Here is a 22587-nt window from a genome sequence, read left to right on the forward strand (position 1 = left end):
TTATAAGTTCAATTTATAAAATTAAGAAAAATAAAAAGAAAAATGGTGTTATTTAGTCTTTGTTGAAGCCAATTCTTGCCATTATAGGGAAATGATCAGAATACTTAACATTATAAGTTTTGTAGTTGTTAATTTTTAAATGATCATCAGCTAAAATAAAATCAATTCTAAACGGAAATGTATAATCGTATGTATTTCCAAAACCCTTACCTGCTTCTTCAAAAGCATCTTTTTTGTTTTCTTTTAAAGTGTGATAAACCCAAGAAAATGCATTGTTATTAAAATCTCCACAAATAACAGATTTAAGCGTTGTTTTTTTCTGGTGTTGAATTATTAATGACGCTTGGTTGGCTTGTTTTTTAAAGGCATTTTGAACTCTAATTTTTAAACGTTCAGAATTTTCTTGAGTTAAAGTTTCTTTTTTAGGATTTATCTTTAAAGATTCTAAATGAATATTATAAACTCTTAAAGTATCTTTTCCTTTTAAAATATCGGCAAAAATGGCATTGTTACTACTATTAGAAAAATTTAATGAACCAGAGTTGAGAATTTTATATTTTGAAAAAATAGCATGTCCAAAGTTATTTTGATTCACTCTTATTTTAACATGTTTGTAAGGGTAGTTAAGGTCTTGTTTTTTTGTAGGATGAAACTCTTGAATACATAAAATATCGGGAGATTTATCTTTTATAAAATTATAGATATTTTGTTCAATTCCTTTTTCATCAATCCAATTGTACAAGTTAAACATACGAACGTTATAGCTCATGATTTTTAAATCATCATTCAGTAATACTTTTTTCTCTGAAAGTCCATAAAATTTAGATATGTATTGAAAACCAATAAGTAAAATTATAACAGAAACTAAAAATTGTTTTTTCAGTTTTATAAGCCAATAAATTGCAAAAAGTATATTTATTACTATTAAAAAAGGAACAGCTAAACTTAAAAAAGAGAAAATTGAAAATGAGTTTGGAGAGAAAAAATACCCTAAATATGAAATTAGTAATATTGCTGCCAAAATTGAATTAATGGCAAATAAAAACTTATCTAATAATGATAATTTTTTCATATTATTTTTTTCCAGCCCTAAATAAAAAATCTTTTTCGTCTTGAGTTAAACTTTCATAACCCGATTTGCTAATTTTATCTAATATACCATCAATTATTTTTTGTTTTGGTATTTCAATATCTTTTTTTGAGGCTCTTTTATTAGATTTATAAACTGTTTTTAAATTAGATTTTTGTTTAGGTTTAAATAAGTTAGCAAAATAATCTAAAAAGTTTTCAAACCATTTACCAATATCATTTCCTTTATTTAATTGGCTCGCATAAATAAATCCAAGTAACGCTCCTCCAATATGTGAAATAGCTCCTCCATTTATTGGGTTTGCTAATTGCAATATACTTAAAGATACCCAAATTGCAGCTAAAACCCATAATTCTACACTACCAATAAATCTTAATTGTACTGAATATCGTGGTATTTTGGTTGCAATTCCTACAAAAATACAGGTTACTGCAGCTGAAGCTCCGCCAAGTGGAGTTCCTAATTTATTTGTAAGATAATAGTAAGCTAAAAAAACAATTGCTCCAAAAATAGCACCTAAAAAATAAAAGTTTAAAAATTGTTTTTTGGTGTAAAAATTTAAAAAAAGATTACCAATATAATATAAAACTAAAAGGTTGGATAATATGTGAAATAATCTTTGGTGTATAAATGCATAAGATATTAGGGTCCATGGTTTTAACAGAAAGTTATTAAAACTTGTTGGTAAAGCCAACCAATTTATTGCAAATGAGGTGAACAATACAGTGATTAAAAATAAAATAACATTAATGTAAATTATCCGCTCAACAATGTTAGCTTTATTATAGGCTTGTTGTATTTCGTTAATTATATTCAAACTAATTCCAGCGTTTAAATTGATTTTGTTTCCAATACCAAGCAATTATAAATCCTATTAAAGCACCACCAACATGGGCAAAATGGGCTACATTTCCTACCGAATATTTAGTCATTCCAAAGAATAAATCACCAATAATAATTGCTGGGATAAAATATTTTGCAGCAATAGGTACTGGGAAAAAGATCAATGCTAATTTTGAATTAGGAAAGCTCATTCCAAAAGCTACAAGAACACCATAAATAGCTCCAGATGCTCCAACCGCAGGAGTATGGTAGGTTGCATAAAATTCTGATAGTTTAGTTTCTGAAATAGTTTCTAAGATTTGATTGTTATAGCTACCAGTGGTTAATATATTTTGAATATCAGTGCTTGATAAACCTATATTTACTAATTGATCGTAAACGCCATTGAATTGATAATAATTTACTAATGTATAGATAGCACCTGCACCTAAACCGGCAGAAAGGTAGAAAAATAAGAATTTATTTCTTCCCCACATTTGTTCTAAAGGTGTACCAAAAGCCCAAAGACCATACATATTAAATAAGATGTGAGTAACCCCACCATGCATAAACATATGTGTTAGAAATTGCCAAAAACCAAATTTTGGATTCTCTGGAAAATAGAGCGCAAACATACTTTGTAAATCTACGCCTTGTATAAGTTGTGGTACAATAAATAATATTACATTAATTATTATAAGGTGCTTAACAGCTTCTGTAATTCTTCCCATATTTTATCTGATTAACAAATTAATTGTTAAACTTTTTATCAATTTCATCAATATTAATTGTAACAAAAGTAGTTTTTCTAAACGGAGATAAATCGGGTTGTTTGCAAGAAAAAAGTTTATTTACTAACTCTTCTTGTTCTTTTAAATCTAATTTACTTCCTGTTTTTATAGCTAAACTTTTAGCTAAACTTTTTGCCATTATATCTAGTTGGCTAAAGCTAGCATCTGGTATATCGTTTTTTATATCTTCTAGTAATTGTTCAATAATAATTGTTATTTGGCTTTCAACAATAGTTACAGGCATACCTTTTACAACTATTGTATCATCTAGTATTTTATCAAATAAAAAACCTACATTTTCTAAATCTTCTTTAATATCTTTTATTAGTTCAATATCCGATTTGTTAAAAGAAATTTCAAGAGGAAATAACAATTGCTGACTCATTGCATCTTTAACTGTTATGTTTTCTAAAAACTCTTCATATAAAATACGTTGATGCGCTAAATTTTGATTTATATAAACAATACCAGATTTAATACTACTTACTATATATTTATTATGAACCTGATATGTTTTACTATTTTGTTTTTCTTCAGAAAACATTGAAGGGTTAATAGTTTCAGATTTTACTTCAATCTTATCTAAATCTATTTCTGTATATAAACTTTCCCATTGAGCCGATGTTTCTTTTTTAAAAGGAGAGTTTAATGGTTTTTGAGTTTCAGCCTTAAAAGGGTTAAAGTTTTGGTCAACATTTATACTCGGAGTTGTACTTTTTTTATTCTTAAATTCATAAGGAGTATCAAATGAAGCACTTCTTTCAAAATCCAATACTGGCGCTACGTTATACTGCCCTAAACTATGTTTTATTGTTGAGCGTAAAATAGCATATAAGGTTTTTTCATCTTCAAACTTAATTTCAGTTTTTGTTGGATGAATATTTATATCAATACTTTTTGTTGGTACGGTTAAATATAAAAAATAAGTAGGGTGGAAGCCATTTGAAAGTAAACTTTCAAAAGCGCTTGTTACGGCATGATTTAGGTAAGCATTTTTAATAAATCTATCATTTACAAAAAAGAATTGTTCTCCTCTTTTTTTCTTTGCAAACTCTGGTTTAGCAACATATCCGTTTATTTCAACAATATCAGTTACTTCTTTAATAGGAACTAATTTTTCATTGGTTTTTTTACCAAAAATAGCTACAATTCGTTTACGTAAATTACTAGCTACTAAATTGTATATTTCATTTTCGTTATGGTAAAATGAAAAAGAAATTGATGGGTGTGCCAATGCAACTCGTTGAAATTCATTTACAATATGGCGAGTTTCAATGGTATTTGATTTTAAAAAATTTCTTCGTGCTGGTATGTTGTAAAATAAGTTTTTAACTGCTATTGAGGTTCCTATAGAGGTTCCAATATTTTCTTGTGAAATAACTTTACTGCCTTCTATTTTTATATAACTTCCTAATTCTGAATTTTCTTGCTTTGTTTTTAAATCTACGTGAGCAATGGCGGCAATAGAAGCTAATGCTTCACCTCTAAATCCTTTGGTTTGTAGATTAAATAAGTCTTCTGCTTTTTTTATTTTAGAAGTTGCATGTCTTTCAAAAGATAAACGCGCATCTGTTTGGCTCATTCCTTTTCCATTGTCAATAACTTGAACAAGGGTTTTGCCTGCTTCTTTAATTATAAGTTTAATGTTAGTTGCACTGGCATCAATTGCATTTTCAAGCAATTCTTTAACAACAGATGCCGGACGTTGAACAACTTCTCCAGCAGCAATTTGATTTGCAACATGGTCAGGAAGTAGTTGAATAATATCAGACATTAAAATAATTTATGTAGTTCAAAAAGATACGCAACAATACCAACAAGTATTGCTATAATTAAAGCTAACCTAATATTGGTAGATCTATCTGTAGCACTTCTTTTATTTTTAACCCAATCGTTTTTTAGATTGTTTTTGGATAAGGAAATTCTAGGTGCATCCTTATCTTTATTATCGCCATGATACTTTGCCTCTAAATTATCTAAACGCTCTTTGCGCTCATTATAATAACGAGGTTTGTAATCAAACACATAATGTGAACGAGGTTTAAATAATTTACCAAACATAAAATAAAATTATACAGTATCCTCAAAAATACTGAATTATAAATTTGTGGTCAAGTTTTTTAGAAAAGTAGGGTGTTAAAACTCTCTTAAAGCTGCCATTTTTATAGCTGCAATAGCACATTCAACACCTTTGTTACCATGTATACCTCCTGAGCGGTCTAAAGATTGCTGTTTGTTATTATCTGTTAAAACACAAAATATAACAGGGGTATCATAAATTACATTAAGGTCTTTTATACCCTGAGTTACACCTTCACAAACAAAATCAAAATGTTTTGTTTCACCTTGAATTACATTACCAATTGCAATAATTGCATCTACTTTTTGAGATTCAATCATTTTTTTGCAACCATATATTAATTCAAAACTCCCAGGAACATCCCATTTTGTAATATTTTCTGCAATAGCTCCATTTTCAATAAAAGCTTTTTTAGCACCCAAATAAAGGTTGTGAGTTATTTCTGGATTCCATTCAGAAACAACAATCCCAAATCGAAATTTCTTCGCATTTGGGATTGTTGCTTTATCGTAATAAGATAAATCAGTTGTTGCCATTAAAGCTTAGTTTTTAGAAGCAAATGTTGCTTTATTAATATAAATATCAATGTTTCTAGCTTCGTTTGCTTTTGGATAGTCTTTTTTAATTCTTTTGAAAAGATCTAAAGCTTTATCATATTTATTTAAATCCATAGCTGTGTTTGCAGCTTTAAATAAAAATAATGGTGTTGAAAAATTGTTATCTCTTAAATTGGCTGCTTTTAAATAATAGTCTAAAGCATCTTCAGGTTGGTTAATATCAGAAAAAGCATCTCCAATAGCACCTTTTGCTGTAGGAGCTAATAATTCATCATCAGAAGAAAATTTCTCTAAATATTCAATAGCTTCCTTGTAATTTTTTAATTTTAAATAAGAGATACCAGCATAATAGTTAGCTAAATTTCCTGCTTTAGTACCACTATATTCACTTGCAATGTCTGTAAAACCATATTTACCATCATTACCATTTAAACTTAATGTTAAAAGAGAATCAACGGCAACTGTACTATTCATTGCGTCTTCAAAGTATGTTTTAGGGAAAGCCAATTCATCAGCAGCAACTTTTTCTTGAGGTTCTTTAACATATTTTTGGTAAGCTAAATAACCTAATATAAGAACTGCAACCGCAGCTAAAATAACAAAAATTGCTTTTTGATTTTTAATTACAAATTGTTCTGACTTTGATGCTGTTTCATCTAAAGTGTTAAATACTTCAGCTGTAGTAGAATTACTTTCTATAGTATTTTGAGCTCCTTGTACTTTTTTTGCTTTCTTTTTATATGTTGCCATTTATTCTAAAATTTGTAGGCGCAAAAATAGTTTTTTTAATTGGAAAGTAAAAATGCATTTGTACCTAAATTTTCATTTATTTTGAATATTTTTATGACCCGAAAAAAAATAGATGTATTTACAAAAAATTACTTTAGTCAATTTTAAGAATTTTGAAACGCAAAGCTTTGATTTTGAGTCTAAAATAAATTGTTTTGTAGGTAATAATGGTGTTGGAAAAACTAATGTTTTAGATGCAATTTATTATTTGTCTTTTGCTAAAAGTTACTTTAATTCGGTTGCTTCTCAAAATATAAGACATGGTCAGGACTTTTTTATGGTTCAAGGGGAGTATTTAATCAAAGAAAAATTAGATACTGTAATTTGTAGTTTAAAAAGAGGTAACAAGAAAGTTTTAAAAAGAAATGGGAAGGTTTATGAAAAATTTTCAGATCATATAGGGTATTTACCTTTGGTAATAATTTCACCTGCAGATAGAGATTTAATAATTGAAGGGAGTGAAACTAGAAGAAAATTTATTGATAATGTTATTTCACAATCAGATAAAAATTATTTACAAACCATTTTAAAGTATAATAAGGTTTTAGCTCAAAGAAATTCTTTGTTAAAATATTTTGCAGCAAATAGAACTTTTGATGCATTAAATTTAAATGTTTATAATGAGCAGTTAAAATCATATGGTGAAGTGATTTTTGATAAACGTTCAAAATTTTTGGATGCATTTATTCCTATTTTTAGAGAGCGGTATAAATCTATTTCAAATAGTATGGAGGAAGTTAATATGTTTTATAAAACACAATTAATGGGGGCTGATATTATGGAATTGTTTGATAAAAGTTTAGAGAAAGATAGGGTGCTACAATATACAAGTGTAGGTACACATAAAGATGATTTAACATTTGAAATTGACGGTTACCCTGTAAAGAAATTTGGCTCTCAAGGACAACAAAAGTCATTTTTAATTGCGTTAAAGTTGGCGCAATTCGATTTTATTAAATCGCAATCTGCCGTGAAACCAATATTGTTGTTGGATGATATTTTTGATAAATTAGATGATTCAAGAGTAGAACAATTAATTTCACTAGTTAATAATGATAATTTTGGACAATTATTTATTAGTGATACACACGAAGAACGAACAGAAGAAGTTGTAAGACGGACAAATCAATCATATAAAATATTCAAGATATAATGGCTAAAAGATCAAACGAGTTTCATTCAATTAGTGATTTAATGAAAGATGTAATTAAAGAAAATAAGCTTTCAAAAGGAATGCATCAAATATCTGTTAAAGATGCTTGGGCAAAACTAATGGGACAAGGCGTAGTTTCTTATACTGAAAATATTCAATTGCAGGGTAAAACGTTGGTTGTGAATTTAAAATCTTCTGTTTTACGTGAAGAGTTGAGCTATGGAAAGGAAAAAATGGTTAAAATGTTAAATGAAGAGTTAGGAGAAAATCTAATCTCTAAAATAATATTATGTTAAAAAAAATCCGTTTTTAACGGATTTTTTTATTTTATAAGAAAGCTCCTGAGAATACTTCTCTTCCAGAAAAATGGAAAGCACCTTCAATTTGGGCATTTTCATTACTATCCGATCCGTGAATGGCATTACTACCAATAGATTCAGCATATAATTTTCTAATTGTTCCTTCAGCAGCATCTTCTGGATTTGTAGATCCAATTAAAACTCTAAAATCTTCAACAGCATTTTCTTTTTCTAAAATTACTGCTACAATAGGGCCGCTTGTAATAAAATCAACTAATTCACCAAAAAAAGGACGCTCCTTATGAATTTCATAAAAGGCACTAGCACCTGCTTTAGTTAGTCTGGTCATTTTCATTGCAACAATTTTAAATCCTGCAGCATTAATTTTTTCCAGAATTGGTCCAATTACTCCTTTTTCAACCGCATCCGGTTTAATCATTGTAAAAGTTCTGTTTGTTGTCATTTTTATAATTGGTTTTTAAACGCATCAAATATAGCTTTTTCATTATTAAATAAAAGTAATTATTTAATATGTTAAACTTTAATGATTAACGTACTGTTTTTTTAAGTAAACTTTAATAAAGATACAATACTTTTTGAAATATTTTCTTTTATTATATTGTATATTTGCGGCCTATGAGTACGAATGAAATTAAGGAAATAAAAGAATTACTTTCCAGCCCAAAGAAAATAGTTATTGTTCCACATAGAAATCCGGATGGAGACGCTATGGGGTCTAGTTTAGCAATGTATAATTATTTGATTAATTTAGGGCATGAAGCTACGGTTGTGGCTCCAAATGATTATCCAGATTTCTTAAAATGGATGCCAAATTCTAAGGATGTTTTAAAATTTGATATGCAAAACAGACAATCTAAAAAAGCAATTGAAGAATCGTCAATTATATTTTTATTAGATTTTAATGCATTGCATAGGGTTGGTTCTGATATGGAAAAAACATTGAAAGAATATAAGGGTTCGTATATAATGATAGATCATCATCAACAGCCAGATGATATTGCAACATATTTATTTTCCGATACTTCAATTTGTTCAACCTGTCAAATGGTATATCATTTTTTAGAAAAAATGGATGGTATTTCTGAAATTAATAAAGAAATAGCAACTAGTTTGTATACAGGAATTATGACCGATACAGGTTCATTTAGGTTTCCTTCAACAACAAGTGTTACTCATAGGATTATTGCAGATTTGATAGATAAAGGAGCTGAGAATGCTAAGATTCATAATAATGTGTATGATTCAAATTCATTTAGTAGACTACAATTATTAGGTAAATCATTAACTAATATGGTTGTAATTAAAGAACTTAAAACAGCCTATATAACTTTGTCTCAAGCAGAATTAGATGCATATAATTATCAAAAAGGAGATACTGAAGGAGTTGTAAATTATGCTTTATCTGTTGATGGAGTTATTTTTGCAGTAATTTTTATTGAAGACTCTGATCAATCAATTATAAAAATATCTTTAAGATCAAAAGGAAAGTTTTCGGTAAATAAATTTGCTAGAAACCATTTTGATGGAGGAGGTCATGACAATGCAGCAGGAGGAAAATCAACCATTTCATTAGAAGATACTGTTGCTGAATTTTTAAAGATTTTACCAGAATACAAATCGGAGCTTTTAAATTCATATGAAGCATAATTTTTTCATACTTCTTTTAATACCGTTGTTGCTTTCTTGTGAAGCTGAACCAAGAAGAGCTATTTTAAGAAAGTCTTCTTCAGGAATTAAAAAGTCTATTTTGTTGAATAAAAACTTAATAGCAAATCAAGAATCTGATTTCAGAAAAATAATGAAACAAGATAGTTTAAATAACTATCTTGCGAGCGATTTTGGATTTTGGTATAAAATAAATTACAAATCAAAAGAGAATTATTTCCCTAAAAATGGAGATGAAATAATATATACTTATGAAGTTTTTAGTTTAAACGATAAGATTATATATAATAATAAGGAAGTTGGAATTCAAAAATATGTTACCGATAATCAAGAAATTGTTGAAGGGTTACGTGAAGGTTTAAAATTAATGAATATTGGAGATAATATTACTTTTTTATTTCCTTCTCATAAAGTTTTTGGATATTTGGGCGATAAAAATAAAGTAGGTATTAATCAACCATTAATATATAAAGTTCAATTAATTAAAATAAATAAAAAAAATGAAAGTAATTAAATTATTAGTTGTTTGTACAGTTGTTGTAACACTAATTTCATGTAACAAAAATGGAGTTTCAAACAAATCATTAAACAGCCAATTAGATTCAGTAAGTTATGCTATTGGTTTAGATATGGGAATGAAATTAAAAGCGAATTTTGAAGATGCAGATGCAGAATTATTTATTCAAGGATTTCAAAATGCACTTGATTCAACAAACATTTTAATAGCGCCAGATCAATTAAATGCAACAATTAGTGCTTATTTCCAAAAGAAGCAACAAGCAGATATGATAAAACAACAAGCAGAGGCAGCTGAAAAAGCAGCAGCTGAGTTTGGAGATGTAAAAAAAGAAGGAGAAAAATTCTTGGAAGAGAATAAAACTAAATCTGGAGTAACTACTACAGCAAGCGGACTTCAATATTCAATTATAAGAGAAGGTAGTGGTGAAAAACCAACTGCAGCTTCTCAAGTAAGAGTACATTATCACGGAACTTTAATTGATGGTACTGTTTTCGATAGCTCTGTTGATAGAGGAGAGCCTGCACAATTTGGTGTTGGTCAAGTTATTAAAGGGTGGACTGAAGGTCTTCAATTAATGTCAGTAGGTTCAAAATTCAAATTTTATATACCTCAAGATTTAGCTTATGGAGCTACACCACGCCCAGGAGGAGCAATTAAACCATTTATGCCACTTATTTTTGAAGTGGAATTATTGGAAATAGTAAAATAGAAAATTTAAAAGTATGAGAGTTTTAAAATTATTTATTGTAGTTATCTCTATAGGTTTATTTTCTTGTAAACCTACAAAATATGCAGATTTAGAAGATGGTATGTATGCCGATATGCTAACTAATAAAGGTACAATATTGTTAAAACTTGAATTTGAAAAAACACCAATAACAGTGGCTAATTTTGTTTCTTTAGCCGAAGGAACAAATAAGCTTGTTAATGAAAAATATAGAGGAAAAGCATTTTATGATGGGTTAATTTTTCATAGAGTGCTTCCCAATTTTATGATTCAGGGTGGTGATCCGTTAGGAAAAGGTTCTGGAGGGCCAGGTTATAAGTTTGTTGATGAATTTCCAAAAGACGAAAAAGGAAATTTGTTATTAAAACATGATAAACCAGGTACCTTGTCAATGGCAAATTCAGGTCCAAGAACAAATGGAAGCCAATTCTTTATAACACATAAAGAAACTCCTTGGTTGGATGGTAAACATACTGTTTTTGGTAATGTGTTAGAAGGACAATCTGTTGTTGACTCAATAGCACAGAATGATACAATAAAAAAGCTTGAAATTATTAAAATTGGTAAATTAGCAAGAAGATTTAAAGCAGGTAAGTTGTTTTCTGAATATTATGATAATATTAAGGCAGAAGATAAAGCACGAAAAGAAAAACTTGAAGCTGCAATTGCAAAAAGAGTGAATTCATTTAGTGAAAACAACCCTAAAGCTAAAGAATTACCATCAGGTTTAAAAGTATTTATTACTGAAACAAAAAATGGTGAATCTCCAAAGGATGGCGATAAAGTAAAGGTAAACTATATTGGGTATTTTGCTGATGGTAAATTATTTGATACAAGTATTAAGGAAGTAGCAAAAGAATATGGTGTTTATAACCAAACTAGAGACGATCAAAATGGATATGCCCCTTTTGAAACTATTTACGGACCAGAGGCTAGGTTAATTCCTGGATTTAGAGAAGGATTACAAGAAATGAAATTTGGTGATAAAGCTATGCTTTTTATACCATCACATTTAGGATATGGAGCTCAGGGTGCGGGTAATGTTATACCTCCAAATACAGATTTAGTATTTGAATTAGAGCTTGTTGAATTAGTGAAAAACAATTAAATAAAAGTAATTCAATGATAGAGTCATTAATTGATAAAGACGTTGAATTATTTATTTTCCTAAACAATTTAGGAACTACCCAATGGGATAGCTTTTGGCTTATTATTACAAATAAGTTTAGTGCTATCCCATTATATATTCTCTTATTATATTTAACGTTTAAAAAATTAGGCTTTAAAAAAACTGTTATCATAGTTTTATTTATTGGGCTTTTAATTGCTGTAACAGATCAAACAAGTAATTTATTTAAATATGGTTTTAAAAGATTACGACCTTGCCATAATGAGAATATTTCTCATTTAGTAAGATTAGTAAAAGACAGTTGCGGTGGGTTATATTCTTACTTCTCAGCACACGCAGCTAATTCAATGTCAATAGCCTTATTTTTTAGTTTTTTGCTAAAGGATAAATTTAAATTTATTCCTTACATATTAATTACTTGGGCGCTTCTTGTTGCTTATAGTAGGGTTTATATAGGAGTTCATTTCCCAGGAGATATTATTACAGGTATTCTTATAGGAGCAGTTTATTCAGTATTGTTTTATTGGGCTTTACAGCTGTTTTTTAGAAAATATTTGAAATAGTTTTTTTTTGTATATTGTGCAATGAACCTTTTATAATTGCTAAAATTTGTTAATATACCTTAAGAATTATTTTATTATACTTTGTGTTTTTACAGTATTTCAATCTAAAGCAGCCGCATTAGATACAATTCATTCAAAAAGTTTTTTTAAAAAAAGTATTATTCCATTATCTTTAGTAGGGTTGGGAGTATTTTTGAATAAAAGTAACTTTGAAAAAGATTTTCAAGTTGATCTAAGGAATAAAATTGGAAATTCATACAATACTAAAATCGACGATTACCTTTTACATGTGCCAATAGCTCAAATGTATATTGCAGATTTAATGGGTGTTAAAAGTAAAAATCATTGGTTTGATCAAACTAAATACTTACTCATATCTAATGTTATTTCTTCCGGAATAACAAATAAGTTAAAGACAATTACTAAAAAAGCACGTCCAAATGGAGCCGAACATGCTTTTCCTTCTGGTCATACCACAATAGCATTTACAAATGCAACTGTTATGTTTAATGAATTTAAAGAAGCGTCTCCAGTTTTAGCTTTTAGTGGTTATGCTTTTGCAGCAGCAACAGGTAGCTTTAGAGTAGTAAACAATAAACACTGGATTTCAGATGTTTTAGTTGGTGCAGGAATAGGAATAATTGTAACACAAATCATTTATCATTTTGAACCATTGAAGAGATTTAACCCGTTCAAAAAAAATGATAATATTGTAATAGTTCCGCAAATTTCAGAAAATAATTATGGAATGTATTTTTCTTATAAATTTTAATTACTCTTATAAATATGCTTATTAATTGGGTTTAAAAATATTAAGAAAAATATAACTCCAAATGCTAATTCGTACAGTTCCCATTTTCTGTTTGATGTCATAAATAGAAGCAACCCAGTACATAATAAAAATGAAATTGTATGGTGCCATTGTACTATTGGAACTGCAAATGTGTTAGCTAAAGTTCTGATTATTCCAGTTTTACGGTATAAGAATGGAGTAATTAATAAGTAAATAATTAATACGGCAGTTAATAATTGACTAAAGATTAGTTTATTTATTTTTTTTCCATCAACAACCATATTGTGAAGATTGGTTTCTCCCTGAGCATTATTTTCAATAAAATATTCTGAAGACTCTACATGGAAAATACGTTGTCCCCAAGAAATTTCTTCTCCAGCACCAAACATAAAAATAACAGCAATTCCTACTATTCCTACTTTCCAAAGTAACTTTTTATATTTTTGTAATTTAAAAAAACGATAAAATAATAATATGCTTGAACAGCATAATAAAAAAGCGGTTCCATATTCAACAAAACCATCTTCTTTGGTATAAACTTCGTCAAAAAACTGAATATTTGTATTCGAATAATAAATTCCGAAACCAAATACTAATAGTAAAAATATGTAAGCAATTTTGTCTGTTCTTGTAAGTGTTTTCATTGGGTAAAAGTACTATTTTTTTGAAACTATATAAAACTTTCTAATTAGACGTTCTTTACTTTTTGAACCGCTGTTTAGATTGTAAGTTTCTGTTAATTTTAAATTGTATTTGTTATTTAATTTTGATATTATTTCTTCATTATTTTCATTCATTACCAGTAATCCAAAATTATTTTCAGAAGGTAAAACTAGAGTATTATTTTTATAAATATCTTTTATTATTCCGTTATAATCCCAAATTAATTCTGGAGTAAGAGAGCCTACACTATATGTAGAAATATTATTTTTCAATTCAATTTTATGTAATTTATTTATTGAGTTGTAAGCTTCATTTTTAGTAAAATTTTCAGCTATTGGAAGTCCAAATAAAAACAGTACCATGATAAAAGTGACTGTTAAGTAAAACACTTTTTTAATGTCTTTTTTTATTAAAAAAAGTATAATTAAGACTCCAATTGTTAAAGTAGAAATTGAAGTTAATGTGTAGCTTATTATATATTCTTTAAAATTATCGCCTAAAACAAAAGGTAGAACAAATGGGATGCTAATTGCTATTAACGCTATTAATCCAAAATTAAAATACGCAGGGATTTTATCTATTTTAGATTTTGAGTTATTAAAATGTTTAATTAAATATTGAATATAAAATCCAGTGTTAAACGCTAGTGGAATTAAAACGGGCATTAAATACCGTGCTTTTTTCTCAGGAATTAATGAAAGTAAAATTACCGCACTAATTGTCCAAAAAAATGAAAATTGATATGCTTTTTTGTTGTCAACACGCTTAATTAAATAAGGGTATAACAACCCAATAAATGCAGGGATTGTCCATAAGCCAGACTGTGTAAAGAAGCTCCAGTAATAATAAAAAGGTTTCACGTTATAACTACTCCAATTACCAGTTTCTTTGGTTGCAATTGCTAAAAATGCTTCAGGATCTTGTAATCTTACATAAATAAACCACCATCCTCCAATAATAATTGAGGCAATAAATAAAATAATTAGATGCCCTATTTTTGTTTTAAAATCTTTGAATTTATAAACAATACTGTAGGAGATTACAAAAGGTAATAATACGGCAAACAATGAAACGGGACCTTTACTCATAATAGAAAAACCAATGAATATTCCAGAAATTAATGCATTTTTCCAAACGGATGTGTTTTCTTTAAAAAAGAGGAATAAATAATACAATCCAGCTATCATAAAACCGTGAGCAAATATATCCCAAGGAGCTTCGTTTATAATTGCAAACACATAAAATGAAGTAATTATAATTAAACTATTTCTAAAACTATGTCTTTTAGTGAGTTGTAATTTTAATGAAAAATAATATATAAATACTCCCAAAAAAAGAACCATTAAAGCGGCAGGAAGCCTTAAACCTATAAGGTTGTTTGCACCAAATATAATCCCAGAGATTGCTGTAAACCAAGTTGGTAATGGCGGTTTTTGATATCTTGGCTCACCATTCATTGTAGTTAATAACCAATTGTTGTCATTAATCATTTCTCTAGCAGTAATAAAATTACGAGCCTCCATTATGGTTACAGCCGGAATATTTAAATTTACAATTAGCATTAATACAATAACAATACAAATTGTAGCTAAAGGATATTTTTCAATAGTTTTAATCATAATCAATTACTATTTAATCAACAATTAAACTTGTTTTTTTAAAATAACAATGTTTCTAATATAAATGGCTGAGCCCATTAAATGACCAACCAATAATACAGGATCTTTTCTTAGTACTGCATAAGTTAAAATTAAAATAGATCCTATTAAACTAAGTAGCCAAAAACCAAACGGTAAAGATGACTCTTTATTTTTTTCCGAATATAACCATTGATATACAAATCTTAAAGTAAAAATAATTTGTGCCACACTACCTAAAATTAGTAACCATAGTGGAATTGCATCATTTCTAAATAATTTATCTATATCATACGAATTGTTATTGTATGAATATATTACTAAAAGAACTGGAAATAAGAATAAAAACCATCTTAATATTTTTGGAGCTTTTTGCCATTCTCCCTGTAATTGTAAATTTCTAATATAAATAAAGTAGGTGAGTGCCTGACCTAGCATAATTGCAAAATCTTCACGTAAATATCCGTATACAAAAAGTAAGAAAGAAGCCAGTAAGCTTAATTTCCAAAATAAAGATGGAGTTAATACTTTTTTACTTTTTTCTGATAATATCCATTGTAATACAAGTCTTCCAGAAAACAGTAATTGTGCAAAAAAACCTACAGTATATATGAGCCAGTTACTCATTAACCTTTGTTTGCAATATTATAATTTATATATTTTTTTTTCATCCATAAATATGCAAAGCAATCCATTAAAGGCCCAAGAAGTCTGTTCCATAAACCATATTTTGCTTCACCAGCAATACGAGGAAAATGTTGAACAGGTATTTGTTTTATGTTCCCATCTTGTAATAAAATCATTGCAGGTAAAAATCTATGAAGACCTTTAAACATTGGGATTTTTTTTGCGTATTCTGTTTTTATTACTTTTAGAGGGCAGCCAGTATCATCCATGCCATCATGAGTAAAAGAACGACGAATACCATTTGCAATAGTTGAAGACATATTTTTTACAAATGAGTCTTTTCTATTGGCTCTTACCCCTGTTACAAGGTCATATTCACCAACTTCATTTAATAATAGATTAAAATCTTCGGGTGCAGTTTGTAAATCAGAATCAATATAACCTACAAGTTCAGTATCTGTATTTTGAAAACCAGCGGAAATAGCAGCACTAAGTCCACAATTTTCTTTAAAATTTATAAAACTAAAATCAGAATTATTAGAGCAAATTTCCTCAATAAGCTCTTGGCTTTTGTCTTTACTACCATCATTTACAAATAAAACCTTTGTTTTTTTAGTTGCAATTTTAATGTATTTAGAAAGTTCTTGTTCAACACGCAGCAAATTATCTTCTTCGTTGTAAACAGGTACAATTATAGTAAATTGGTAATTCATTTTATGGGTGTAATTTTTTGTAATTTAGAAAGACCTACTGATTGTTTAATGAAGCCTTATAAAATATTCGGTAAATTTAAAATATTTATTTTGATATAGTGCAACACATAAAACAATGTTTCATCTTTAGTAGTAGAAGTATCTAAAATTTGACGAAAATAGTTTTATCAGATTGAATAATAAAAATGTTGAAATATGTATAATTATAGAAGATATGATATTGAAATTATATTATTAGACAAACTTTTAATAACAAGCATTTTTAACCCAATTAATTTAAAATAAACACTTAACACATCATTTTAAGAATGCTTTAAATCCTATTAAAGTATAATTTTTCCATTAAGTAATTGTTACTATCTTTACAACTTCAAAACAAACGATTATTAATGGAATTATATAAAACAAATACGCTTAAAATATACAATTCTTTAAGTAAAACTAAAGAAGAATTTAAACCAGTTGTTGAAGGTAAAGTTGGAATGTATGTATGTGGGCCAACGGTTTATAGCAATGTGCATTTAGGAAATGTAAGAACTTTTATGTCTTTTGACATGGTTTTCCGTTATTTAAAACATTTAGGATATAAAGTTCGTTATGTTCGTAATATTACAGATGCTGGTCATTTAGAAAATGATGCTGATGCGGGTGAAGATAGAATTGCGAAAAAAGCTCGTTTAGAACAAATTGAACCAATGGAAGTGGTGCAACGTTACACGGTTGATTTTCATGAAACTTTAGAGAAAATTAATAATTTACCTCCAAGTATTGAGCCTACTGCAACCGGACATATTGTTGAGCAAATTGAAATTATAAAAGATATTTTAGCAAAAGGTTTGGCATATGAGGTAAACGGATCTGTGTATTTTGATGTTTTGAAATATAATGAAACAGAGAATTATGGTATTCTTTCTGGAAGAAAAATTGAAGATTCTATTCATAATACCAGAACTTTAGACGGACAAAGTGAAAAGAAAAATCCACAAGATTTTGCACTTTGGAAAAAAGCAGACGAACGTCATATTATGCGTTGGCCTTCACCTTGGAGCGATGGTTTTCCTGGTTGGCATTTAGAATGTTCTGCAATGAGTACAAAATATTTAGGCGAAACATTTGATATTCACGGTGGCGGAATGGATTTAAAATTTCCTCATCACGAATGTGAAATAGCGCAGTCTAAAACAAATAATGGTGTAAACCCCGTTAATTATTGGATGCACGCTAATATGTTGATTTTAAATGGTCAGAAGATGGCTAAATCAACAGGTAATTTTATTTTACCTAATGAAATATTTTCTGGAAAAAATGATATTCTAACGAAAGCATTTAGTCCTAGTGCAACACGTTTTTTTATGTTGCAAGCAAATTATCGTAGTATTTTAGATTTTACAAGCGCTGGATTAGAAGCTTCTGAAAAAGGATACACCAAATTAATGGAAGCAGTTAGTGTATTAGATAATATTATAGCAGGAAAAGAGTCTACAATTGATATTAAAGCTTGGAAACAGAAATGTTACGATGCAATGAATGACGATTTTAATACACCTGTATTAATAGCTAATTTATTTGATGCTGTTAAATTTGTAAACTTATTAATTGAAAAGAAAGAAACTATTTCATCTGAAGATTTAAAAGAATTTATTGAAACAATTAATGCTTTTGTTTTTGATGTTTTAGGACTTAAGAATGAATTGCAGCAAGATAGCTCAGATAAACTATCTGGAGTTGTTGATATGCTAATAGGAATGCGAAAAGATGCTCGCGATAATAAAGATTGGGCATTGTCAGATAAAATTAGAGATGAATTAGCTGAATTAGGAATTCAGTTAAAAGATGGTAAAGAAGGAACTACATTTTCAATAAATTAAATTGAAAGGGGTAACCAAAATATTGGCAATTCCATTTATTTGGTTAGTGCGGTTTTATCAGGCCGCAATTTCTCCGTATACGCCTTCAGCTTGTAGATATTCCCCAACATGTTCAAGTTATACATTAGAAGCTTTACAAAAACATGGAATATTTAAAGGTGGTTGGTTAGCAATTAAAAGAATTGGTAGCTGTCATCCTTGGGGAGGAAGTGGGTATGATCCTGTACCAGAAAAAGACGATAATAAAAAAAAGAGTCACTAACAATTAAATTACATAAATAAAAAATGATTTTACTTCAAATTAACTGGAATCCATCACCAGAAATTTTCAAAATTGGTTCATTTGCAATAAGATATTATAGCTTAATGTTTGTATTTGCATTTATGTTTGGTTTGTATTTAATGAAAAAAATATTTATAAATGAAAAAATTTCTATTGAGAAATTAGATTCATTATTTATATATACCGTGATTTCTGTATTAATAGGAGCTCGAATTGGACATTTTTTATTTTACGATCCAGAGTTTTTAATTAAAAAACCTTTAGAAGTAATTTTACCTTTTAGATTTTCGCCAAAATTTGAATTTACGGGTTTTGCTGGTTTAGCCAGTCATGGAGCTGTAATAGGTGTAATTATTGCAATGTATTTGTACAGTAAAAAGGTTTTGAAAAAACCAATTTTATTTATTTTAGATAGAATTGTTGTACCTGTGGCTTTAGGAGGTATGTTTGTTCGTTTAGGTAATTTAATGAATTCTGAAATTATTGGAAAACCAACAAATAGCGATTATGGATTTGTGTTTAAAAGACTTGGAGAAGATTTCCCTCGTCATCCTGCACAATTATATGAAGCTATGAGTTACTTAGTAATTTTCATTATTCTATATTTCGTTTATTGGAAAACGGATAAAAAGAAACAATTAGGTTATATGTTTGGGCTGTTTTTTGTAATGCTTTGGACTGTAAGATTTTTTGTTGAATTCTTTAAAAAGGCTCAGGTGGAAGGCCGAGAAGATTGGATTTTAGGATTAAATACCGGACAAGTATTAAGTATACCTTTAATTATTATTGGTTTATATTTTATGCTTAGAGATAAAAAATAGAGTAGTTAATACTCCAAAAAAAGCTGATGGTATTTAAATACCATCAGCTTTTTTTTTTGAACTTTGTTATCCTGAACTTGTTTCAGATTTTCATTATAATAAATTTAGTATGAAGGGTTTCAATACCTTATCTAATACCCAGTTTATTATAAAGAATAATAATTAAACCTTCTTACAAATTAAAACAATATGTTTATCATCAATATCGGTAGTGAAAAAGAGGTAATTATTTCCACCGTCTTTTAGTCCCGTTTTTTTTCTGATTTGAACAACAGTTTCAGGGAAATTTCTAATTGTTATATTCGCTTTTTTTGAAGGAATTAATTTTTTAAGAAGCTTTTTGTCATACGAAATAGTATTTTCAATAATAAAATGTCTTCCTGGAAAATTCATTATTACATCTGAAGTATATAAATGTGAGTGTTGGTGTAATTTATCAATTTTTAATTGACTAGAAATTTGTTTAAATGCACCAGCTTTTAAAATAGCTGAATTTGGCTCAAATAAATACTTTTTTGGTTTTGAAAAGCTAGTAGAAACCTGTTCATTTAATTTAAAATTAAAATATTGATTTTTACTTTTTAGTAAGTTTGAAGTTTTGATAAATATTTCTGAATTGTATTTTTTTTCTAATATAAATAAGAGCTCTTTAACTTCATTTTCAATAGAAATAACATGTATTTCTTTAACAAATTTTAATTCTGAAATGGCACTTTTAATATCCAAAATAGGAGATACTTTTAAAAGTATATTTTCTGTATTTTTAAAAAGCTCATCTAAATGTTTAGGAATATTAGGGGTGCAATCATTTAATAAAAAAACTTTTCCTTTTAAATCATTTCTACGTGACGGGTCTGCATAAATCCAATCATATTTTTTTTTAGATTTCACTATATAATTAATACCATCTCCAACAAAAGTTTCAATATTTTCAATATTTAGTTGTTTTAGGTTGTGCGCTACTAATTGGGATAATTTTTCATTTAATTCACAATGTGTTACATTTTTTACCTTTTTAGAGAAATAGCACGAGTCAATTCCATATCCTCCAGTTACATCAATTATTGAGTCTCCTGAAACAAGATTAGCTTTATAGTTTGCTGTAATTTCAGAAGAAGTTTGTTCTATATTTAATTTGTTTGGATAATAAATATTTTCAGTTGAAAACCAAGTTTGTAGTTTCTTTTCACATTTAGATTTGGATACAATTTGTTCAACCAATTCCTGAATAGAAATAGATGTAAACGGACTTCCTTTTAAAACCAGTTTAGTAATATCTGATTTTAAATTGGAATTTATAAATTTCTGTACTTCTGTATTTAAAATATTGGTGTTCAAATTATTTATTAGATAGTTCAGTTAGTTTGGTGATAGTTTTCCAATTTCTTGAGGTTGCTGAAGAATTTAATTTACGTTCAAATAAATTGTTATTCAGTTTTGTTTTTCCATATCCGTTAGGACAATATAAATAGATTGTTTTATTTTTTATAATAAACTCATCATCATTGTTCATAATTAGATTTTCAATTTGAGATACTCCTTCTAAATTAGGTCTGTTATTTAATAAAGTAACATATAAATGTGAGATTTCAATATCTTTCTTTTGTTCTAAAAATGGGTTTGAGTTAAAAATTAATTCCAATTGATTATTGCTCAATACCAAAACATTAACATCATAATCATAATGTTTTTTTATAGTGTTAAAAATTAATTTTTCAATTTTTTTTGAAGTTGAAATTTTAGATTTAAATAAAATATTTCCACTTTGAATATAGGTAGTTACTTCCTTTAAATCTACACTTTCTAAAAGCGTTCTTAAAACTGCCATTTTTATTATGTTCTTTCCAGAAACATTAATTCCACGTAAAAGAGCAATATAGGAAGGCATTTATTATATATTTTTTGTTAGTGATTGTACAATTTTGTTATCTGCTAAAAAAGCTTTTAAAATAACTTTAATGGCTGTGTAAGTAGGTACTGCGACTATCATTCCAGTAACACCAAACAAAACTCCACTAATCATAATTACTAAGAATATTTCAAGTGGATGAGATTTTACACTATTGGAAAATATTACTGGTTGGCTCAAGAAATTATCAATTAGTTGAGCAATTACATAACCAATCATTACATAAATAGTTGTTGGTAAAATTTCGGTATGAAAGTCTTGCCCTAAGTTACTGCTCATTGATAAAAATAGCATTATAAGCCCACCAATTATTGGTCCTATATATGGAATTAGATTTAATAAGGCACATAAAAAAGCAATTACAATAGCGTTTTCAATTCCAAAAATTAAAAGAGTAATGGTGTAAATTACAAATAGGATTGTTATCTGAAATACTAGACCAATAAAATATCTTGAAAGTAAGTTTTGTATTGTTTTTAATGATGTTTTTAGTTTGTTTTTACTATTATCACTTACTATAACATAAATGGAATTTTCCATAATATGAGTATCTTTCATTAAAAAGAAAGTTATAAATAATACAGAAAATAATCCAATACTTAAATTTCCAACAGTTCCAATTACAGAGTTTAATAAATTTGGTATTGCCGTTAAATTTTTGAATAAATCAGCATTTTTAATTTCGTTTAAAACATCAATATTATGTGCTAAAAAATAGTTGTTAGTCTCACTTAATAATTGTTCAATATTTGTTTGAAGCTGGTCTATATTTAACAATGATAAATTTTCTCCTTGTTGAATTATTAAAGGGATAAACATACTTATAAGTCCAGTTAATATTCCAATAAAAATAAGTAGAGTTGCAATAACCGCTAATGTATTAGGGAATTTTAATTTCTTTTTTAAGAATCGGATAATTGGGCTTCCTATTAATGAAATTACAGCTGCAATTGCAATATAAACTAGTATTGATTGAATTTTAAATAAAAAATAAAGCAATAAAAACACTCCAAGAATTATGGCAATTGCTTTTATTATTCCATTTGTAATTGTATTTGAAGTCATAT

Annotated in this window: 26 protein-coding genes; 11 read left to right on the top strand and 15 right to left on the bottom strand. The window is 27.9% G+C overall.

Translation table 11 applies throughout. From position 1 onward, the window contains the following. Positions 1-52: 52 nt before the first annotated feature. From DAD81_RS17140 to DAD81_RS17170, 7 genes are all read right to left on the bottom strand, one after another. Positions 53-1072 (bottom strand): endonuclease/exonuclease/phosphatase family protein, encoded by a 1020-nt coding sequence (locus tag DAD81_RS17140; protein ID WP_111709529.1) that lies wholly within the window; start codon positions 1070-1072, stop codon positions 53-55. Position 1073: 1 nt separating this feature from the next. Further along, a complete protein-coding gene (locus DAD81_RS17145) occupies positions 1074-1907 on the bottom strand; it encodes a rhomboid family intramembrane serine protease (protein ID WP_111709580.1) in 834 nt (277 codons plus the stop codon). A 1-nt stretch (position 1908) separates the two neighbouring features. Then, positions 1909-2643 carry a rhomboid family intramembrane serine protease gene (locus tag DAD81_RS17150; protein WP_111709530.1) on the bottom strand — a complete coding sequence of 245 codons (735 nt, stop codon included), beginning with the start codon at positions 2641-2643 and terminating at the stop codon, positions 1909-1911. 19 nt (positions 2644-2662) lie between these two features. After that, entirely contained in the window at positions 2663-4477 is a 1815-nt protein-coding gene (gene mutL / locus DAD81_RS17155; RefSeq protein ID WP_111709531.1) for a DNA mismatch repair endonuclease MutL, read from the bottom strand. Continuing rightward, on the bottom strand, positions 4477-4764 hold the full coding sequence (locus DAD81_RS17160; protein WP_111709532.1) for a hypothetical protein: 288 nt from the start codon (positions 4762-4764) through the stop codon (positions 4477-4479). The genes mutL and DAD81_RS17160 overlap by 1 nt, the downstream gene beginning before the upstream one ends. Positions 4765-4839: 75 nt before the next feature. Next, a complete protein-coding gene (gene ribH, locus DAD81_RS17165; RefSeq protein ID WP_111709533.1) occupies positions 4840-5319 on the bottom strand; it encodes a 6,7-dimethyl-8-ribityllumazine synthase in 480 nt (159 codons plus the stop codon). Between the two features lie 6 nt (positions 5320-5325). After that, a complete protein-coding gene (locus tag DAD81_RS17170) occupies positions 5326-6090 on the bottom strand; it encodes a tetratricopeptide repeat protein (protein WP_111709534.1) in 765 nt (254 codons plus the stop codon). Between the two features lie 112 nt (positions 6091-6202). On the opposite strand from DAD81_RS17170, the gene recF reads away from it, so the two are divergent. After that, positions 6203-7282 carry a DNA replication/repair protein RecF gene (gene recF / locus DAD81_RS17175; RefSeq protein ID WP_111709535.1) on the top strand — a complete coding sequence of 360 codons (1080 nt, stop codon included), beginning with the start codon at positions 6203-6205 and terminating at the stop codon, positions 7280-7282. Beyond that, positions 7282-7578 carry a DUF721 domain-containing protein gene (locus DAD81_RS17180; RefSeq protein ID WP_111709536.1) on the top strand — a complete coding sequence of 99 codons (297 nt, stop codon included), beginning with the start codon at positions 7282-7284 and terminating at the stop codon, positions 7576-7578. The genes recF and DAD81_RS17180 overlap by 1 nt, the downstream gene beginning before the upstream one ends. A 31-nt stretch (positions 7579-7609) precedes the next feature. Here DAD81_RS17180 and DAD81_RS17185 read toward each other — a convergent pair whose 3' ends face one another. Continuing rightward, a complete protein-coding gene (locus DAD81_RS17185) occupies positions 7610-8044 on the bottom strand; it encodes a nucleoside-diphosphate kinase (protein WP_111709537.1) in 435 nt (144 codons plus the stop codon). A 173-nt stretch (positions 8045-8217) separates the two neighbouring features. Here DAD81_RS17185 and DAD81_RS17190 point away from each other — a divergent pair, with 173 nt between their 5' ends. From DAD81_RS17190 to DAD81_RS17215, 6 genes are read left to right on the top strand one after another with little or no spacing between them, the layout of a single operon-like run. Then, positions 8218-9249, top strand: coding sequence for a DHH family phosphoesterase (locus DAD81_RS17190; RefSeq protein ID WP_111709538.1), 1032 nt, complete (start codon positions 8218-8220; stop codon positions 9247-9249). After that, positions 9239-9781, top strand: a complete 543-nt coding sequence (gene gldI / locus DAD81_RS17195; protein WP_111709539.1) for a gliding motility-associated peptidyl-prolyl isomerase GldI — start codon at positions 9239-9241, stop codon at positions 9779-9781. Before DAD81_RS17190 ends, gldI begins: the two co-directional genes overlap by 11 nt. Further along, on the top strand, positions 9768-10496 hold the full coding sequence (locus DAD81_RS17200) for an FKBP-type peptidyl-prolyl cis-trans isomerase (protein ID WP_111709540.1): 729 nt from the start codon (positions 9768-9770) through the stop codon (positions 10494-10496). Before gldI ends, DAD81_RS17200 begins: the two co-directional genes overlap by 14 nt. 13 nt (positions 10497-10509) lie before the next feature. Continuing rightward, entirely contained in the window at positions 10510-11622 is a 1113-nt protein-coding gene (locus tag DAD81_RS17205) for a peptidylprolyl isomerase (protein ID WP_111709541.1), read from the top strand. A 14-nt stretch (positions 11623-11636) separates the two neighbouring features. Next, positions 11637-12206, top strand: coding sequence for a phosphatase PAP2 family protein (locus tag DAD81_RS17210; RefSeq protein WP_111709542.1), 570 nt, complete (start codon positions 11637-11639; stop codon positions 12204-12206). A 46-nt stretch (positions 12207-12252) separates the two neighbouring features. Further along, positions 12253-12978 carry a phosphatase PAP2 family protein gene (locus DAD81_RS17215; RefSeq protein ID WP_111709543.1) on the top strand — a complete coding sequence of 242 codons (726 nt, stop codon included), beginning with the start codon at positions 12253-12255 and terminating at the stop codon, positions 12976-12978. Here the strand turns inward: DAD81_RS17215 and DAD81_RS17220 are convergent. Genes DAD81_RS17220 through DAD81_RS17235 form a run of 4 tightly spaced genes read right to left on the bottom strand, consistent with a single transcriptional unit; the run spans position 12975 to position 16639 of the window. Beyond that, positions 12975-13643: a hypothetical protein gene (locus DAD81_RS17220; protein ID WP_111709544.1), complete on the bottom strand. Its 669-nt coding sequence runs from the start codon at positions 13641-13643 to the stop codon at positions 12975-12977. The genes DAD81_RS17215 and DAD81_RS17220 overlap by 4 nt on opposite strands. Positions 13644-13655: 12 nt before the next feature. Beyond that, on the bottom strand, positions 13656-15281 hold the full coding sequence (locus DAD81_RS17225) for an ArnT family glycosyltransferase (RefSeq protein WP_111709545.1): 1626 nt from the start codon (positions 15279-15281) through the stop codon (positions 13656-13658). Positions 15282-15305: 24 nt separating this feature from the next. Beyond that, positions 15306-15926 carry a lipid-A-disaccharide synthase N-terminal domain-containing protein gene (locus DAD81_RS17230; protein ID WP_111709546.1) on the bottom strand — a complete coding sequence of 207 codons (621 nt, stop codon included), beginning with the start codon at positions 15924-15926 and terminating at the stop codon, positions 15306-15308. Next, positions 15926-16639: a glycosyltransferase gene (locus DAD81_RS17235; RefSeq protein ID WP_111709547.1), complete on the bottom strand. Its 714-nt coding sequence runs from the start codon at positions 16637-16639 to the stop codon at positions 15926-15928. The genes DAD81_RS17230 and DAD81_RS17235 overlap by 1 nt, the downstream gene beginning before the upstream one ends. A 389-nt stretch (positions 16640-17028) precedes the next feature. Here DAD81_RS17235 and cysS point away from each other — a divergent pair, with 389 nt between their 5' ends. The 3 genes from cysS to lgt are packed head-to-tail and all read left to right on the top strand — an operon-like array spanning position 17029 to position 19611. Then, complete coding sequence (gene cysS, locus DAD81_RS17240) at positions 17029-18507, top strand: cysteine--tRNA ligase (protein ID WP_111709548.1); 1479 nt, start codon at positions 17029-17031, stop codon at positions 18505-18507. 1 nt (position 18508) lies between these two features. Next, a complete protein-coding gene (gene yidD / locus DAD81_RS17245) occupies positions 18509-18769 on the top strand; it encodes a membrane protein insertion efficiency factor YidD (RefSeq protein WP_111709549.1) in 261 nt (86 codons plus the stop codon). Positions 18770-18792: 23 nt separating this feature from the next. Then, positions 18793-19611 carry a prolipoprotein diacylglyceryl transferase gene (lgt, locus tag DAD81_RS17250; RefSeq protein WP_111709550.1) on the top strand — a complete coding sequence of 273 codons (819 nt, stop codon included), beginning with the start codon at positions 18793-18795 and terminating at the stop codon, positions 19609-19611. A 162-nt stretch (positions 19612-19773) separates the two neighbouring features. Here lgt and DAD81_RS17255 read toward each other — a convergent pair whose 3' ends face one another. Genes DAD81_RS17255 through DAD81_RS17265 form a run of 3 tightly spaced genes read right to left on the bottom strand, consistent with a single transcriptional unit; the run spans position 19774 to position 22585 of the window. After that, complete coding sequence (locus DAD81_RS17255) at positions 19774-20949, bottom strand: class I SAM-dependent methyltransferase (protein WP_111709551.1); 1176 nt, start codon at positions 20947-20949, stop codon at positions 19774-19776. 1 nt (position 20950) lies between these two features. Continuing rightward, positions 20951-21499, bottom strand: a complete 549-nt coding sequence (locus tag DAD81_RS17260) for a DUF1697 domain-containing protein (protein WP_111709552.1) — start codon at positions 21497-21499, stop codon at positions 20951-20953. Between the two features lie 3 nt (positions 21500-21502). Continuing rightward, a complete protein-coding gene (locus DAD81_RS17265; RefSeq protein WP_111709553.1) occupies positions 21503-22585 on the bottom strand; it encodes an AI-2E family transporter in 1083 nt (360 codons plus the stop codon). Positions 22586-22587: the final 2 nt, after the last annotated feature.

The sequence above is a fragment of the Lutibacter citreus genome (assembly GCF_003260195.1).
Classification (GTDB): Bacteria; Bacteroidota; Bacteroidia; order Flavobacteriales; family Flavobacteriaceae; genus Lutibacter; species Lutibacter citreus.

Coding starts and splice junctions, on each gene's coding strand:
- DAD81_RS17140 (WP_111709529.1), bottom strand. CDS start 1,072: ATGAAAAAATTATCATTATTAGATAAGTTTTTATTTGCCATTAATTCA.
- DAD81_RS17150 (WP_111709530.1), bottom strand. CDS start 2,643: ATGGGAAGAATTACAGAAGCTGTTAAGCACCTTATAATAATTAATGTA.
- mutL (WP_111709531.1), bottom strand. CDS start 4,477: ATGTCTGATATTATTCAACTACTTCCTGACCATGTTGCAAATCAAATT.
- DAD81_RS17160 (WP_111709532.1), bottom strand. CDS start 4,764: ATGTTTGGTAAATTATTTAAACCTCGTTCACATTATGTGTTTGATTAC.
- ribH (WP_111709533.1), bottom strand. CDS start 5,319: ATGGCAACAACTGATTTATCTTATTACGATAAAGCAACAATCCCAAAT.
- DAD81_RS17170 (WP_111709534.1), bottom strand. CDS start 6,090: ATGGCAACATATAAAAAGAAAGCAAAAAAAGTACAAGGAGCTCAAAAT.
- recF (WP_111709535.1), top strand. CDS start 6,203: ATGTATTTACAAAAAATTACTTTAGTCAATTTTAAGAATTTTGAAACG.
- DAD81_RS17180 (WP_111709536.1), top strand. CDS start 7,282: ATGGCTAAAAGATCAAACGAGTTTCATTCAATTAGTGATTTAATGAAA.
- DAD81_RS17185 (WP_111709537.1), bottom strand. CDS start 8,044: ATGACAACAAACAGAACTTTTACAATGATTAAACCGGATGCGGTTGAA.
- DAD81_RS17190 (WP_111709538.1), top strand. CDS start 8,218: ATGAGTACGAATGAAATTAAGGAAATAAAAGAATTACTTTCCAGCCCA.
- gldI (WP_111709539.1), top strand. CDS start 9,239: ATGAAGCATAATTTTTTCATACTTCTTTTAATACCGTTGTTGCTTTCT.
- DAD81_RS17200 (WP_111709540.1), top strand. CDS start 9,768: ATGAAAGTAATTAAATTATTAGTTGTTTGTACAGTTGTTGTAACACTA.
- DAD81_RS17205 (WP_111709541.1), top strand. CDS start 10,510: ATGAGAGTTTTAAAATTATTTATTGTAGTTATCTCTATAGGTTTATTT.
- DAD81_RS17210 (WP_111709542.1), top strand. CDS start 11,637: ATGATAGAGTCATTAATTGATAAAGACGTTGAATTATTTATTTTCCTA.
- DAD81_RS17220 (WP_111709544.1), bottom strand. CDS start 13,643: ATGAAAACACTTACAAGAACAGACAAAATTGCTTACATATTTTTACTA.
- DAD81_RS17225 (WP_111709545.1), bottom strand. CDS start 15,281: ATGATTAAAACTATTGAAAAATATCCTTTAGCTACAATTTGTATTGTT.
- DAD81_RS17230 (WP_111709546.1), bottom strand. CDS start 15,926: ATGAGTAACTGGCTCATATATACTGTAGGTTTTTTTGCACAATTACTG.
- DAD81_RS17235 (WP_111709547.1), bottom strand. CDS start 16,639: ATGAATTACCAATTTACTATAATTGTACCTGTTTACAACGAAGAAGAT.
- cysS (WP_111709548.1), top strand. CDS start 17,029: ATGGAATTATATAAAACAAATACGCTTAAAATATACAATTCTTTAAGT.
- lgt (WP_111709550.1), top strand. CDS start 18,793: ATGATTTTACTTCAAATTAACTGGAATCCATCACCAGAAATTTTCAAA.
- DAD81_RS17260 (WP_111709552.1), bottom strand. CDS start 21,499: ATGCCTTCCTATATTGCTCTTTTACGTGGAATTAATGTTTCTGGAAAG.
- DAD81_RS17265 (WP_111709553.1), bottom strand. CDS start 22,585: ATGACTTCAAATACAATTACAAATGGAATAATAAAAGCAATTGCCATA.